This is a genomic window from Mycobacterium sp., from assembly GCF_032162605.1.
Classification (GTDB): Bacteria; Actinomycetota; Actinomycetes; order Mycobacteriales; family Mycobacteriaceae; genus Mycobacterium.
The window spans coordinates 1-15,436 of record NZ_JAVROT010000602.1 but is presented as its reverse complement, the minus strand read 5'-3'; the positions used below and the strand labels follow the sequence as shown (position 1 = coordinate 15,436).

13 protein-coding genes are annotated in these 15,436 nt (G+C 68.2%); 5 read left to right on the top strand and 8 right to left on the bottom strand.

Annotated elements, in window-relative coordinates:
• The first annotated feature begins 43 nt into the window (after positions 1-43).
• The 4 genes from rsmG (at position 44) to QOI01_RS34455 (ending at position 4,004) form a co-directional block, all read left to right on the top strand.
• Positions 44-904 carry a 16S rRNA (guanine(527)-N(7))-methyltransferase RsmG gene (gene rsmG / locus QOI01_RS34470; RefSeq protein ID WP_526388470.1) on the top strand — a complete coding sequence of 287 codons (861 nt, stop codon included), beginning with the start codon at positions 44-46 and terminating at the stop codon, positions 902-904.
• Positions 901-1,902: a ParA family protein gene (locus tag QOI01_RS34465; RefSeq protein ID WP_526388468.1), complete on the top strand. Its 1,002-nt coding sequence runs from the start codon at positions 901-903 to the stop codon at positions 1,900-1,902. Before rsmG ends, QOI01_RS34465 begins: the two co-directional genes overlap by 4 nt.
• Positions 1,899-2,888, top strand: a complete 990-nt coding sequence (locus QOI01_RS34460; RefSeq protein WP_526388466.1) for a ParB/RepB/Spo0J family partition protein — start codon at positions 1,899-1,901, stop codon at positions 2,886-2,888. The genes QOI01_RS34465 and QOI01_RS34460 overlap by 4 nt, the downstream gene beginning before the upstream one ends.
• A 249-nt stretch (positions 2,889-3,137) precedes the next feature.
• Positions 3,138-4,004, top strand: a complete 867-nt coding sequence (locus QOI01_RS34455; RefSeq protein ID WP_526388464.1) for an acetyltransferase — start codon at positions 3,138-3,140, stop codon at positions 4,002-4,004.
• On the opposite strand, the gene QOI01_RS34450 is transcribed toward QOI01_RS34455, so the two are convergent.
• The 4 genes from QOI01_RS34450 to QOI01_RS34435 all read right to left on the bottom strand — a co-directional run bounded on the left by QOI01_RS34450 (position 3,896) and on the right by QOI01_RS34435 (position 7,378).
• Complete coding sequence (locus QOI01_RS34450) at positions 3,896-5,095, bottom strand: N-acetylmuramoyl-L-alanine amidase (RefSeq protein WP_526388462.1); 1,200 nt, start codon at positions 5,093-5,095, stop codon at positions 3,896-3,898. The two genes, QOI01_RS34455 and QOI01_RS34450, sit on opposite strands and share 109 nt — an antisense overlap.
• Positions 5,096-5,179: 84 nt before the next feature.
• On the bottom strand, positions 5,180-5,515 hold the full coding sequence (gene trxA, locus QOI01_RS34445; RefSeq protein WP_526388460.1) for a thioredoxin: 336 nt from the start codon (positions 5,513-5,515) through the stop codon (positions 5,180-5,182).
• 16 nt (positions 5,516-5,531) lie between these two features.
• A complete protein-coding gene (gene trxB, locus QOI01_RS34440) occupies positions 5,532-6,533 on the bottom strand; it encodes a thioredoxin-disulfide reductase (protein WP_526388458.1) in 1,002 nt (333 codons plus the stop codon).
• Between the two features lie 71 nt (positions 6,534-6,604).
• A complete protein-coding gene (locus QOI01_RS34435) occupies positions 6,605-7,378 on the bottom strand; it encodes an RsmA family anti-sigma factor (protein ID WP_526388456.1) in 774 nt (257 codons plus the stop codon).
• A gap of 135 nt (positions 7,379-7,513) precedes the next feature.
• Between QOI01_RS34435 and QOI01_RS34430 the strand changes: the two genes are divergently transcribed.
• The gene (locus QOI01_RS34430) at positions 7,514-7,852 is read left to right on the top strand and encodes a hypothetical protein (protein WP_526388454.1); all 339 of its coding nucleotides are present in this window, start codon (positions 7,514-7,516) and stop codon (positions 7,850-7,852) included.
• 3 nt (positions 7,853-7,855) lie between these two features.
• Here QOI01_RS34430 and sigM read toward each other — a convergent pair whose 3' ends face one another.
• From sigM to QOI01_RS34410, 4 genes are all read right to left on the bottom strand, one after another.
• The gene (gene sigM, locus QOI01_RS34425; protein ID WP_526388452.1) at positions 7,856-8,440 is read right to left on the bottom strand and encodes an RNA polymerase sigma factor SigM; all 585 of its coding nucleotides are present in this window, start codon (positions 8,438-8,440) and stop codon (positions 7,856-7,858) included.
• A gap of 143 nt (positions 8,441-8,583) precedes the next feature.
• Positions 8,584-12,195 (bottom strand): murein biosynthesis integral membrane protein MurJ, encoded by a 3,612-nt coding sequence (gene murJ / locus QOI01_RS34420; protein ID WP_526388450.1) that lies wholly within the window; start codon positions 12,193-12,195, stop codon positions 8,584-8,586.
• A gap of 47 nt (positions 12,196-12,242) precedes the next feature.
• Positions 12,243-14,630 carry a DUF6049 family protein gene (locus QOI01_RS34415; RefSeq protein WP_526388448.1) on the bottom strand — a complete coding sequence of 796 codons (2,388 nt, stop codon included), beginning with the start codon at positions 14,628-14,630 and terminating at the stop codon, positions 12,243-12,245.
• Entirely contained in the window at positions 14,627-15,436 is an 810-nt protein-coding gene (locus QOI01_RS34410) for an NUDIX hydrolase (protein WP_526388446.1), read from the bottom strand. The genes QOI01_RS34415 and QOI01_RS34410 overlap by 4 nt, the downstream gene beginning before the upstream one ends.

Below are 15,436 nucleotides of genomic sequence, written 5' to 3'. Positions count from 1 at the left end.
ACCGTGTAGTTCCACCCCGGCCCAGCGGCGGGGGATTCGGAGGATGTTTCACGTGAAACATGGCGAAGTGCCCGCCGCACCGCCGGCTGCGGCACTCGTCTTCGGTGAACGACTCGAGCTGGCGCAGCGGTACGCCGCCATACTGGCGGGCGCTGGTATCGAGCGTGGGTTGATCGGACCGAGCGAAGTCGAACGTCTGTGGGATCGTCACATTCTGAACAGCGCAGCGGTCGGCGAGCTCCTGACCGACGATGAGCGCGTGGCGGACGTCGGGAGCGGCGCCGGTCTTCCAGGGATACCGCTGGCGCTTGCGCGACCGAGAGTGAGTGTCACTCTGATCGAACCGCTCCTGCGCCGCGCCGACTTCCTGTCTGAAGTGACTGAGCTTCTCGGGCTGGAGGCGGTCGTCATCCGCGGCCGTGCCGAGGAACCGTCGGTCCGGCGCCAAGCCGGAGAAATAGATGCGGTTACGTCCCGAGCCGTCGCATCCCTCGATAAGTTGACCCGGTGGTGTCTCCCACTGCTGCGGCCCGGTGGACGAATGCTCGCCATGAAGGGCGAGCGGGCTGCTGTGGAAGTCGAGGAACACCGTCGTGCGATGAAGTCATTGGGTGCCCTGGACGTGAAGGTGATGGAATGTGGCGTGAACTATTTGAGTCCGCCCGCAACCGTGGTCGTGGTGGTGAGATCGGCTCGGGTAGTGGGCACTCGCCGGTCGGGTCCGAGGGGCAGGGGCGGAGCGGCCGGGGAATCGAATCCGCCGGGCAGGAGCGGAGCGACCGGGGAATCGAATCCGCCGGGCAGGAGCGGAGTGACGGGGGAGTCAGACCAGCAGGGCACGAACCGCGGAACGCGGGACGAACGTTCACCACGGCCGAATCGGTCGACGAGGAGGAGCAAGTGACGCCACCGCCAAGAGGCGCGGGGGAGGCACCCGATGCTCAGCCGCCAAAATCCTCGCCGAATGTTTCACGTGAAACATGGCAGCCGCCTGTCGAGGAGGCGTGGAAGGAACCTACGGCCGGGGACACCCCGATTGGCGCAGAAGCCGAACGCGCAGTGCGTCTACTGCACAACGCGAAGGGCCGGCAACTTCCACGGCCACCGCACCAACGGGTGTTCACGATTGCCAACCAGAAGGGTGGCGTCGGCAAGACTACGACCGCAGTGAACATCGCCGCCGCTCTTGCGCTGCAGGGTCTGCGAACGCTCGTCATCGATCTCGACCCCCAGGGCAATGCGAGCACCGCGCTGGGGGTCGATCACCGCCCTGGCACACCCTCGTCGTACGAAGTGCTGATCGGCGAGATCACGTTGGAGGCTGCGCTCCAGCAGAGCACCTACAACGACCGTCTCTACTGCGTGCCGGCGACCATCGATCTAGCCGGTGCAGAGATCGAACTCGTCAGCATGGTCGCCCGCGAGGGCCGTCTGCGGAACGCGCTCGCAAGTCTTCGGGACCAGGACTTCGACTACGTCTTCATCGACTGCCCGCCGTCACTGGGCCTGCTCACGATCAACGCTCTCGTCGCGGCACCGGAGGTGCTCATCCCGATCCAATGCGAGTACTACGCACTCGAGGGAGTGGGCCAGTTGCTCCGTAACATCGAGATGGTCAAGTCCCACCTCAACCCGCATCTCGACGTCACGACGGTCATCCTGACGATGTACGACGGCAGGACGAGACTGGCGGATCAGGTCGCTGAAGACGTGCGCGCGCACTTCGGAGCGAAGGTCCTGCGGACCGTCATTCCGCGCAGCGTCAAGGTATCCGAGGCACCGGGCTACGGGATGACGATCTTGGAGTACGACCCCGGCTCACGCGGCGCGATGAGCTATCTCGATGCCAGCCGCGAGATAGCGGAACGGGCCCACACCGGAACGAAGGGACAGCTGCGATGACTCCGCCAGCCAAGCGAACCGGACTCGGCCGTGGACTCGCCTCGCTGATTCCGACCGGTCCCAGCGAGGGTGCAGATGGACAGCGCACTCCGGGAATGGGCGATGCCGCAGCGGATGTCATGTACGGGGGTGCGCCGACGGCGGTCGTCGAACCGGTCAACGACGTAGGTGCGGTGTACCGGGAGATCGACCCATCGGTCATCGAGCCGAACCCCAAGCAGCCGCGCCAGGTGTTCGACGGTGACGCACTGGCCGAGCTCGTCCATTCAATCCGCGAGTTCGGACTCATGCAGCCGATCGTCGTGCGCGCACTCGACCCGGTCGGGGGGAAACCGCGTTACCAACTCGTGATGGGGGAGCGGCGCTGGCGAGCCGCACAGGAAGCTGGCCTCGCGGCGATCCCCGCGATCGTCCGCGAGACGGCCGACGAAAGCATGCTGCGTGATGCGCTCCTCGAGAACATCCATCGCGCTCAGCTGAACCCGTTGGAAGAGGCCGCGGCGTACCAACAGCTTCTCGACGAATTCGGCGTGACGCACGAGGAACTCGCGGTGCGGATCGGCCGATCGCGTCCGGTGATCACCAACATGATTCGGTTGATGCGCCTGCCCATCGCGGTCCAGCGGCGGGTGGCGGCCGGAGTTCTGTCCGCGGGTCACGCCCGCGCACTGTTGGCACTGGAGGCAGGCACCGAGAAGCAGGAGGAGTTGGCCACCCGGATCGTCGCCGAGGGGCTCTCCGTGCGCGCGACTGAGGAGGCCGTGACCCTCGCGAACCGGGACGGCGTCCAGGACCCGTCTCCAGCACAGCGGCGCAAGCCGATTCAGATGCCGGGGCTGCAGGACGTTGCTGAACACCTGTCCTCAGCGTTCGATACCCGGGTCACCGTGAGCCTTGGCAAACGCAAGGGCAAGATCGTGGTGGAGTTCGGCTCGGTCGAGGACCTCCAACGCATAGTCGATCTCATGAACTCATCCAAGGCATGACCGGGCATACCGCGTAATTACGTCACTGTGACACATCGACGCGCACAGCCCGGCGGCGTCGGTACTCTGAGGAGCTAAACCCTTGCGCAGCAACATGATTCGACTGACATCTGGGGCGAGCGAAGCGAAGGGCTGTCAGTCGGGGCCCGGCGTGAAGTTCCCTCAAGAAATCGAACCGCGCTCGCCGTGCGCTTCTATCCTGGAGTGGCGGCCACGGCCGTCCGGCCGATCAGAAACGCGGGGGGTCTAGTGTCAGCACGAATTACGCCGCTGCGGCTCGAAGCCTTCGAGCAGCTGCCCAAGCACGCGCGGCGATGTGTGTTCTGGGAGGTGGACCCGTCCACTCTGCAAGGTGACGATCACCTCGCCGACCCGGAGTTCGAGAAGGAAGCGTGGCTGTCGATGGTCATGCTGGAGTGGGGTTCCTGCGGACAGCTGGCCGTGGCGTGCGAGCCGGACCAAGCCGACTTCACTGCGTCGACTTCGAGTGGGGACGAGCCGTGTCTCGGGTTCGCGTTCTACGCTCCGCCGCGTGCGGTACCGCGCGCCGGACTCTTCCCGACCGGACCCGTCAGTGCCGACGCCGTGTTGTTGACCACCGCCGGAGTCGAATCCGGTGACGACGGCGACGGGCTCACTCGCGCCTTGATGGCGGCGGTGGTGGGGGACCTGGTGCGGCGCGGTGTTCGCGCGCTGGAGGCGTTCGGGCGGACCGCCGAGGCGGCCGAGCTCGCCGACCCGCAGAAGGTCTCGCCCGACCTTCGCTCAGCGGTACAGGTCCTCGGCGACTGTTCGGTGGATGGGTGCGTCATCGATGCAGACTTCTTGGGCGACGTCGGATTTGAGATCGTCGCTCCGCACCGGTACTTCCCACGCATGCGCCTCGAGCTCGAGCAGGGGCTGGGCTGGAAGGCCGACGTCGAGGCTGCTCTGGAGCGGCTGCTGGAAAGCGCCCAACTGCAGCAGCCAGTGGGGGCCGGCGCCAGTTCCGCCGGGGTAAGAGCCGGTCAGCTCTGGGCTGCGCGCCCGGCGGACTGCTCGACGGAACGTTCGTGGGCCAGCAGTTCGGCGAAGGTGAACGTACCCGTCGGACGGTCGTCCTTGCCGAGCAGGTAGAGCCGTTTCACGGCGGCGAGGATGCCCTCGGCGAGGGAGTCGCGCGCATGGGGCGACACCAGCAGTGCGCGGTCGTGCGGGTTGGTGATGTAGCCAACGTCCACTTGGACGGTGGGCATGCGGGTCAGGCGAAGCAGGTCCCAGGTGCGTCCGTGGGTACGACAGTCCCGTAGTCCGGTGCGCGCCACCAGTTCTCGCTGGACGAAGTCGGCGAGATTGCGGCCGATGGTGGAGACCGAGCCATGTGCGTTGCCGAAGTGGAACGACGCGACGCCGTTGGCGGGGGAGCCGGGCAGCGCGGCACACCTGAGACTGATCATCAGATCGGCGCCGACGGCGTTGGCCGTCGCGGCTCGCTCGGCATCGGACGTACTGCGGCCCACCGGCCGGGACAGGAACGTCTCCATGCCGATCGCCGTCATCCGGCCCTCGAGACGACTCGCCAAGTCCCACAGGATGTCTGCTTCACTGATGGGCCCCGTAGGACCACTGAAGATGGGACCGTGGTCGTCGCCGCCGCGACCCGGGTCGATGATGATGCGCTTACCCGACAGGCGCGGGCCGGAGCGACGAACCAACTCCTCCTCGCGGATGGCGTGAAGCGAGCCACCGGTCACCCGGGAACCGAGAAAGTACAAGGACCGCAACGTTTCTGGGCCGCAGATACCGTCCGGGTAGAGACCGTACTCCCGCTGATACGACATCAGGCCGTTGTGCGTCTGCAGGCCGAAGTGGCCGTCGACCAGATCGGTGTAGAAACCAAGGTCCTGCAAGCGGGCCTGCAGCGTCGCGACGTCGTCGCCGTACATCGGCGCACCGAATTGGTGGGCCAGGGTACGTGCGCCCAACCGGTAGGACGCCTCCTTGAGTGCACGGTAGGTAGCCTCACCCACGATGCCGTCGACGAGCAGTCCACGATGCTGTTGGAACGCTCGGACCGCATGGTCGAGGTCCTCGTCGAACGCATCGAACGCCACGTGCCTACCAGTGGTGGGGTCAGCATCGGGGCTGTCCAGCATGCCCAGCGCAGCCAGTGCCGTCCGAATCTCGACGACCGGGACCCCCCGGTCCCCGCGGCGCACACTAGACATGAACAGAATTGTCGCAGACGGAGACGATAATTCGAAAAACCTCCAGGCCAGTCGGAGCCGCATGTTCCGATCGGGAAGGGCCGATCAGACGACGTCAGACAGTTCGCGCAGCAGCGCGGCCTTGCCCTTCGCGCCCACGATGCGCTTCACCGGCTTGCCATCCTTGAACAGGATCAACGTCGGAATCGACACCACCTGGAAGTCGCGGGCCGTGGCCGGGTTGGCGTCGACGTCCAGCTTCGCAACCGTCAGCGCGCCTGCCTTCTCGGTGGCGATCTCCTCGAGTACGGGGGCGACCATCTTGCAGGGGCCGCACCACGTCGCCCAGAAGTCCACCAGCACCGGGGTGCTGCTGGAGAGGACGTCGCTCGAGAACGAGTCGTCAGTGACAGCAACGGTCGCGCTTGTGATCTCGCTCATGTGGTGCTCCTCTTGTCTACGAATCGGTTGAAGCGGGAGGGTTCAGCTCTGGATCGTCTTCAAGCTCTGGATCGTCGTTGTCGGCGAGCCAGCGCTCGGCATCGATCGCCGCCGAACAGCCACTGCCTGCGGCGGTGATGGCCTGCCGGTAGGTGTGGTCGACGAGGTCGCCGCACGCGAACACCCCGTCGATCGACGTGCTGGTGGTATGCCCCTTGACCTGGACATATCCTTCGTCGTCGAGTTCGACCTTGCCCCTCACCAGCCCCGAACGCGGATCGTGGCCGATCGCCACGAAGACGCCCGTCACGGCAAGCTTGGACTCTTCACCGGTGACGGTGTCGCGCAGGCGCACGCCCGTGACCTTGGGCTCGCCCTCCACCTCGGTGACCGCGGTGTTGGGCAGGAACGTGATCTTGGGATTGGCCTTGGCGCGCTCGAGCATGATCTTCGACGCGCGGAACTCGTCGCGGCGGTGGATCAACGTCACACTGCGGGCGAACCGGGTGAGGAAGGTGGCTTCCTCCATGGCCGAGTCGCCGCCGCCGATGACCGCGATGTCCTGGTCGCGGAAGAAGAAGCCGTCACAGGTGGCACAGGTGCTCACACCGGTGCCGATGCGCTCCATCTCACCGGGTACGTCGAGTTGCCGCGCCGCCGCGCCCATCGCGAGGATGACCGACCGAGCCTGATAGGTCTCGTCGCCGACGTTGACCGTCTTGATGGGGCCGTCGAGCGAGACGTCGTCGACGTCCTCCATGCGGAGATCGGCACCGAACCGCAGGGCCTGCTCGCGCATCTGCTCCATCAATTCGGGCCCGGTGATGCCGTCCTTGAACCCCGGGTAGTTCTCCACCTCGGTGGTGGTCATCAGGGCGCCGCCGAACTGCACCCCTTCGAAGACCAACGGATTGAGCTGGGCACGCGCGGCATACACCGCGGCCGTGTAACCAGCGGGGCCCGAACCAATGATGATCACGTCATGGAGCGTGCCGGAATTAGGGGAAGAGCTAGTCATTTCCGCCTTTCTGCGTACGGCCTATAACACCAGCGTAAGCCCGCCTGTTCCATGCGCGCGTGCGGGACGCGTCACGTCTTGTTGACCACCGTGCTGGCGAGTAAACCGGTGTCGACGGAGCTGCAGTTCGGCGCAACCACGACCGCGTTGATGCGGCTGGGCACATCGCCGGGAAGAAGCACGAGCACCCCTGGCCTGCCCATGACCTCGAGCGGTCGCGCGCCGAGCACGGATGTCCCCGTCGAGTAGCCGAGCCCGATGAGACACGACGCCCGACGCCGAGGGCTCGCAAGGGCGCCCAGGTCCGGGGGCTGGGTGAGCAGCGCGAGGAGTTCCGCGTCCGACAGGGAAACGCCACCCGACGGGCGGGAGACCGTGATCGACGATGCGGTGGGCTCAGCGCCGAATGGCTCTGCGGAATCTTTGCGAAGGAGCATCACCGTGCCCACCGCGCCCGCGGCGATGACCGCTGCCAGACCCAACACGGCACCGGTGGTTCTGAATCGCACGACGGGATCGCGGGCGGCGTGTACGGTCCCCGAGCCGCGCCGATCGAGCACCCGATTCGCCGGCGGGAGCTGATTGCGCAGGGCCGTGCCGACGCGTGCCGTGACGTCGGCCGGAATGTCGGGTGCGGATGCAGCGTCGACGCCCAGGTCGGCCAGCTCGCGGCGCACTCGCTCCAGCGTCGAAAGCTGACGGGCGACGTCCGGATCGGTGCGCGCCCGGTGCCGAAGTCGCGCAGCGGTCCGCTCGTCGAGCAGGCCGGCCTGCAGATCTGCCAGCAGGTCTATGGTGACGGGTCCGTCGAAGCGATCGTCGTGACCGCCCGCCTCGCTGTCCACTGGCCGTCGTCCCCCACCGATTCGAGTGCTTTCAGCCAGTGTCGCACCGCCTCGAGACCGGAATTCCCGGGAGTGTCCTTGCGTTGTTCCAGCTGAAGAGGATCCTTGGGTCAGGCGGCCCAGAATTGTGATTAGTTGAACTTTACGAACGAGGCCCACATCATGCGCAACCTGCAACGACTATTGGTCATCGGCGCCTTCGGAATCGCCTCGGCCTCGGGGCTGGTGGCACTGGACACCGCGACGACGCCCCACACCGCTTCGCTGGCCTGCGACATGAACGTGGTCCCCTGGGATCCGTACCACCAGACCTGCGGTATTCCGAATGCGGTTCCGTCGGTTCCCGGTCAGTCTCCCGGGGCGGGTGCCATCATCGCTTGCAGGAACCGTCCGGGATGCCTCTCGCAGGCCGTCAACGGCCCGCAGCTGATCAACGTGCCGCGTCCGGACACCCGCGTCCGCCAGAGCCAGTAGCCGTCAGCGGACCTCGCCGCGGACCGTCGGGGCGGGGTTGTCGAAGTACTCGAGGGTATTGGCGAGCTTCGCGCGCGCCCGCGAACAGCGACTCTTGACCGTGCCCTCGGGCACGCCGAGTAGCCGTGCCGTCTCGGCGACCGAGTAGCCGTGCATGTCGACCGCCACCACGACGGCCCGTTGCTCGACGGGCAGTCTCAGCAACGCGCGTTCCACGACCAGAGCCGTATCGACCCGCGGCGTGGGGTCACCGACGTGATAGACGTCGTCGGTGAGCGGGCACGCTGCGTGAGACTTGTTGCGCCGCAAACGATCTAGGCACGCGTTCACGACGATGCGGTACAGCCAGCTGCTCACCGATGCGTCGTGGCGGAATCGGCACGCGCTGCGGTGCGCCGACAGCATCGCGTCCTGGAGCGCGTCCGCAGCGTCATCGCGGTTGTGGCTGGTGATCTGGGCGAGGCGGTACAGCTGCCGGTGATGGCGGTAGAAGAGTTCCTCGAAGGCGTAGCGGTCGCCGGCCACGTGCGCCGCCAGCAACTCTGCGTCCGACCGCTTTGGCTCTGCGATTCCCCCGAAGCTCCCCACAGACGAACACTAATCAACTGCGAACACCGGGCCAGACACTTCTTTCTCGCCAGCCATCGAGTCCATCCACACCGCAGCGCTGACCTGCAGCGAAGCGCATCGCACCCGGCGACCTGCCTGGGGACGAACCGACGGCGCCGCCGTCAGGAAGCGGGTTTGAGCGTGATGTCCGCGAGCGCGGACTCGCTCTTGCCGTCGACGGTGCCGAGCGTGGTGATCCACACCAGCACATACGAGACGGGTGTGGGGTTGTTGATCGTGATGGTGTTGGAGCCCGCCTTCATCGGCGTCGGCGGGGTGAGCACGGTGGTGTCGTCGAGGCTGGCAGGCGTCGCCGACTGCGCGGAGCGGATCTGGATTGACGTGCCCGTGCTGTTGAGGCTGAGGGTGACGGATCCGATCGCGGTGGCGTGCGGCAGCTGCAGCATCAACCCCACGCCGTTCTTGAAGTTGGGGAAGGGAACCGAGTCGGTGTAGGTGTCGGTCGACCACGCCGTCGCCGGGTCGCCGTCGATGGCCTGAGCCGCGTTGGCCGGGTTGTCGGCCTCGCCGTCGGGCGAGAACACCGTCGCCTTGACGGGTTTCACGTTGTTCGCCGTCGGGTTGTCGCTGCTCGTGCTCGATGGGGCGTTGAGGCCGAGTTCGTCCTTGTTGAGCGGTCCGCCGACGTCACTGAACACACCTCGAAGGACCGTCGCCAGCACGATGAGGGCTACTACCAGGATCGAGCCCGCGACCGCGGCGCCGATCAGGATGCCCTTCTTGCGCTTGGCCTTCGCCTCGTCGGCATCGTCACCGGTTCGGTAGCGGTCGCGCGGAGCCGGGGGCTCGTCGATCGGCGAGATCAGCTCGGTGCGGTCAGCGACCGCGGTGGCCTGCTGCAGGAGATTCAGCAGGGTCGGTGCGGAGCGGATGCCGCCGTTCTCCTGAACCGCGCGGACGGCCGCCGCGGAGATCTGGAACGGGATGGCCCGGTCCACCACGCGGGGCTCCACGGGCTCGCCGGCCGCGTCGAGGTCGGCGGCCTCCATTCCGCTGCGCACACCCGACTCCGGCAGCGGCCAGCGGTTGACCAGCAGCGCGTACAACGCCGCGCCGATGCCCCTGATGTCGTCCTCGGGCGTCGCTGAGGGCAAGGTGGCCGGGAACGCGAGCGCGACGTCGCCTTCGATGCTGACGCGCACCCGGCCCGGATGATCGATTGAGAGTGCGACACCGGATCGGTGCGCAACCTCCGCCGCCGCGGCGAGCGACTGGATGGCGCGGGCACCGCCGATGGCCGACGGCGCCGTCTCGGCGACCTCGGCCAGCGAGCCGCCGCGGATCCATTCCGAGACCACGAGACCGCCCGAGCCCGTATGGGCGACGTCGAGCACACGCGCCACACCGGGCACGTCGATCGAGCTCAACCGCATCGTCCTGGACAGGATCTCGGCCAGTTCCTCGTCGGGGAGCACCGCGTCGGGGTCGATGAACGTCAGCGCCACCTGGCGGTCGAGGGCCGTGTCCATGGCGTGCCAGAACTGTAGATGTGGCGGTCCACCGTGGAACACCAACAGACGGTAGCGGCCGCCGGCGATCGTGGCGCCGGGCATGAGATGGACGTCGTCGTCGCCGGTGGCTGCCTCGATCGCCGGCTCGTTCGGCAACCCGTAGGCGAGGGGTTCGCGGGTGGGGTCGCCGCCGTAGTCCGCCGGTGGGCGGCCAGAGGGGGGCAGGTGCGACTCGCCGGGGACGTCGGGCCGGAAGTCGTCGACGTTCTGACGCGGGATGCGGGTCGTCGCGCCACCGACGTCGGAGCCCGGCGCGGAACTGCCCGCGGATTCGTCGGCCACCGCTGGTCCCTTCCGATACCCGACTCCGGCAACGCCTGCCGGAGGTCCGCCCCGCCGGGCCGGGACGTTTTGACGCGGCCGTAACGGATGCGAATTACTCTGATCAGAATACGTGAGGGGCATACCAGGCCGCGGTCGGTCGGCAACCCTCGTCGTGTGCGGACCGGCAACCCGCGGGCCCGACCGGCCACCTCCCAGACGCCGCCGGATAGCCGCCGCCGCGGCCTGCGCGTCGGGAACGCGAGCTGCGAGTAGGACCCCGACGATGATGGGGAGCATGATCAGCCCGAGGATCAGCAGCCGCAGGATCGAACCGGCTCCGCCGCCGCTCTCGGTGAGCGACTCGAGGCCGAGCAACTGGTCTGCGACGTGGGCGATCAGTCCGGCGAACAACGACGCGGACATCGTCACCAGGATCGTGCGCAGCACGTCCAGCCCGATCAGCCGGCCTCCTGGCGGCTTGAGGTTGGCCCGCAGCACCACGTGGCCGACTGCTGCGCCGGCGAGGAAGCCGAGACCGTTCGCCAGGCCGAGGTAGGCGGCGACGAGTTCAGGGTCGTCGGTCACGTGCGGCGTCGCCAGTGACGCGATCACCTTGACCGCGGTGATGACAACGATCAGCAGGATCGGGGTCCATGGCTGCTCGCGGGCGTAGAACACCCGCAGCTGCAGTAGCACCAACGAGTACGGAATCAGGGTGAAGGCCGACAGGGTGATTGCCATGCCAAGGTAGTCGGCGTCCACCGCTCCGAAGTTGCCGTACGCGAACAGCGCGCTGCCGATCGCGGGGCCCGCGACGGTCATGAAGGCCACGACGGGAATGAGTATCACCATCGTCAACCGCGTCGCGAAGGACAGGTCGGCAAGCACCGCGGGCTGGTCGTCGGCTGCGGCGTTGCGAGACAGCCGCGGCATCACCACCGTCAGCACCGTGACGCCGATCATGCCGAACGGCAGCATCAGGACCAACCACGTGTAGTTGTAGATCGCCGGGCCGGAAGCGGCAGCGGTACTTGCGATCTGGTTGCCGACGATGAGACCGGCCTGGCTGATCAGGACGTAGAGGACCATGGCGCCCGCCATCGTGCCGAACCTCTTGATCCTTGCGTCCAGGCCCCACAGGGGTCGCAGGCTGACCCGCTCCTGCCGGATGGCGACGAAGAGGACCGCGGTCTGGGCTACGACGCCGAGTGTGGTGCCGATGCCCAGCACCAGCAACTTCGAGTTGCCCATCGCGACCGGGTTCAGCGAGAGTTCGCCGGGCACCAGGAGATAGGCGCCGAGCGTGGCGATCGCCACCACGTTGTTGACGACGGGCGCCCAGGCCGGCGGCCCAAACACGTTGCGGGTGTTCAGGATTGCCATGAACACCGAGGAGAGGCCGTAGAAGATGATCTGCGGCAGCAGCAGGTAGGCGAACGCGGTGGTGAGCGACCGGTTGACCAAGGGGTCGTCGCCGAGCATCAGGCGGACGAGCAGCGGCGCGGCAGCCACCGAGATCACCGTGGCGACGAGCAGCAGCGCGGTCGCCAACGTGAGGAGGCGTCGCACGAACGCGGTCCCGCCGTCGGCGTCGTCGCGCTCGGCGCGGGCCAGCACGGGAACGAAGATCGCGGTGAACGTCGCCTCGAGCACCAGCGCGGCGATGAGATTCGGCAACTGGTTTGCCACCGAGAATGAACTTGACAGCGCCGCGCCGAGGATCGCGGCCAGCAGCACGATCCGGAAGAAGCCGGTGATGCGGCTGACCAGCGTCGCCAGCGCCATCCCCCACGAACGTGAGACCACCGCGGCGTCGGTCAGTTCCGGCTTGCCCGCGCGCCGTCGTGGCGCGGCACCCTGAGGGATCCGCGCAGGCGCGCTCGGCGGCGTGCGCGCTGGTCGGGGACTGCGCGGGGGTTGCGGCGCCATCGCAGACATTCCCTGAGGCGACATTCCATGAGGCGGGCCGGGCGGCCGGATCGTGCTCACTTCTCTTCCGGCGTGTGGGCCAGCGCGACGTCGAGCGGGTCGGGTCTGGCGCCGTCGCGGCGCGTGGGACGGTCGAGGTCGGCCCGGTCGGGCTGTCCCCGGAAGCGGTGCCACAACCGGCGTCCTGCGAGCAGCACCAGCACCGCGCCCGCGGACAGCGTGATGAAGAACAGCACCTTGCCGTAGGCGTTGGAGTGCACCGACAGCCTCACCGGGTCGCCAAGCGCAAGCCCGTCCGCGGTGCGCAGTGCGACGTCGACGGCGACGCGCTGGGTGAAGTGCACCTCGATCGGTACGCGCAGGGGGAGGAAACCCGGTGGCAGCTCGACCTCGCCCGGGTCCGTCACCGTCATCCCCGGCGGCGCATCGACGTCGAGCCGCACGCGGATGGGCACCGGAAGGTCGTTGCGCAGGACCAACGGCAGGGGACTGCGTTCGGTGGCCAGCGTGTAGGAGCCGCCTGGGTTGACGATCGTGACGGCGCGGAGCAGGTCGTCGACGGTGGTGTCGACCACGCCGACGCGCTGCGTCGCCAGCCCGTTGCGGGAATCCGGTGGCACCGACTGGCTCAGTGCCCGCAGCATGTCCTCACGCAGCGGCGCGGTGTACTGCGTGCCGGTCAGGCCCGTGCGCGGGTCGACGGTGAGCGCGGCGGTGAGTCCCCACAGCCTGCCGGTTCCGTTCGCGATGGCGGCGGTGACGCCGGCATCGATGTAGGAGCGCGGGTTGCCGAGGGTGTCGGCGGGCAGAGGTTGCACGTCCGCAGCGGGGAGGGCATCGGCCTCCGCGACCACCGCGGTGAGGGGGCGCGGTACGGCGAGGCCGGACCGGATGGACGAGGCGAGCGTCGTGAGGATCGTCTGGGCGTCGTCCGGGGGCAGGTTCCAGGCCATCGGTGGCACGAAGATCTCGGTGCGCGGCTCGGTCTGGGGCCGCAGCGCGCGCCACAGAAGGGCGGACACGGCATCCTCACGGCGCGCGGCGGGGGAGTCGTGGGCGAGTGGAACGCCAAGGGACGCATCGAGATACGAGGGTGTGACGGGCACCGTGCCTGCACCGGCGAGCGCCGCGCCCACGGCGGGGTCGAACGGCGCCGCGACCACGTTGGCGGCGTACCGCCGGGGGTTGAGGTCGATGGGCGCGGCCTCGCCGGACGTCGAGTCCTGCGCGACGGACTCGCCGGCGGCGATCGCCACGGTCGGGCCCTGTGCGGCAAGGAGCTGCACCGTCGATCCGGTGAGGGGTCCGTCGCCGACGATGGTCACACCACGGATGGAGATGCTGCCGAGGATCTGGTCGACGATGTCGCCCGCGTCGTTGATCGCGATCCTGGACAGCCCGGTGTCGCCGACCCGTGCCAGAGCCCCGAGGTCGGCCTGCGCGTAGACCGTCGGCGTCACGCACGTGCGCCGGGCCAGCGCTCTGAGCCTGCCGAGCCAGTTGATCGCCGCGTCCTGGCCGGTGCCCGGGTGTGTCGGCGAGTTCACCCCGCCCGCAGGGTCGTCGTTGACGGCGTAACCGGCCGTCATGGCGTTGACGGTGACCAACAGGTCGGGATCGACGGCGAGGCACAGCGCACTTCGCGTCTGGCCGCCCGGGTCGACGGTGGGGCTGGTCGCGAAGTCCGCCGCGGCCAGCAGCGTGTCGAGGCGCCCGCCCGCGGCCAGCGACGACGCCAGTTCGTCGTCGATGAGGCGCACCGGTGTACCGCCGCCCGGCACGCCGGCCGCGAGACGTGGCCTGTCCGCGAGCGGCCACAGCATCGTCACGCGCACGGGCCGCAACGTGTCCGGAGGCACGACCGCAGTGACCGAGTCGGGGTTGTCGGTCGACGGATCGGCAGGCACGCCGAGGACGGGCAGCAGGAACCGGGCGTCGTCCAGGCGGGCGGGTGCTCCGTAGTCGGGAGTGCCGTTGACGTTGACCAGGGCGGGGTAGACGCCGGGTTGGTCGATCCGCAGCGAGGGCAGGTCGGCCGAGCGCACCGGGTATGAGAGCGTGAACGGCACGTGTTGGCCCTGGGCGAGCTCGGGTGCGACGGTGACGAAGTCCGCGACTGCCTCGTACTGCTCGACGCCGCCCCTCAGATCGGTGCGCAGCCCGGTGGACGACGCGACGGCAGGAGCGTGTTCGAGACGCACCATCACGTCGCGAACGGGACGGTCGCCGACGTTGGTCACGGTGCCGGAGACGGTCACGACCGGTTCACTCGTCGTGGTGACCGTGTCGGGGGTGATCTGGTCGATGTGAAGCCGCAGGAAGGGCTGCGCTCCCGGCTCGCCTGCCGCGGCCCGCGGCACGACGGCGGGGACGACGATCATCGTCACCAGCGCGACGGCGGCCAGCAAGCGCGACCCGGCAATCCAAGCCGCCTGTCGCCTCATGGGCCTTGGCCGCAGCCGTTCGCCCGCCGGCCAGGTTGCGGTTTCGCAGAGTCGTCTCCTCGACGGTTGCGCGTGTGCGAATGCGTCTGGGGTCGGCGGCGCGGCGAGCTGTGCGGAAGAGGTGGAAGCGACCCGGGGCCATCGGTGTGAAGTTTGTCGATCAACCGGCCTGCCACCTCGGCGAGCTTGCGTTCATCGGCGTAGGCCAGCCGCGAGGGAAGGTCCGCGAGCGGCACCCACGCCACCTCGGTCACCTCGACGTCCTCGTCGGACAGCTCGCCGTCGAGGAATCGCATGAGGTAATGGTGCACGGTCTTGTGGACGCGTCGACCCTCGGTCACGAACCAGTAGTCGATGCTGCCCAACGCGGCGAGCACGCTGCCTTGGATGCCGGTCTCCTCGGCGACCTCGCGGATGGCGGTCTGCTCGGCGGTCTCGCCCTGTTCGATGTGCCCCTTGGGAAGTGACCACAGCACGCGGCCGCGCCGGTCCACGCGGCCGATGAGGGCCGCGACCTGCCCGTCCTTGGGACCGTCGATGCCGTCGATGACGAGTCCTCCGGCAGAGGTCTCGTGAACGGTCCGGAGGCGTTCGGGTCCGCGACGGCCCTGCTGGTTTTGGGGGGCCGGGCGGGAGGCGATGGGGTTGGAACCGGGGTCGGAAGCGTGAACGGGACTGGGGCCGGGCAGCGGTGCGGCGGACGGGTTCGGGGGGGTCGGCGTACTGGCTTCCGGCGGACCCGCAGAGCGTCGGCCGCGGCGCCGTCCTCGGCGCCGTCGTGGTTTGGCCCGTTCGCCCTCCGACAC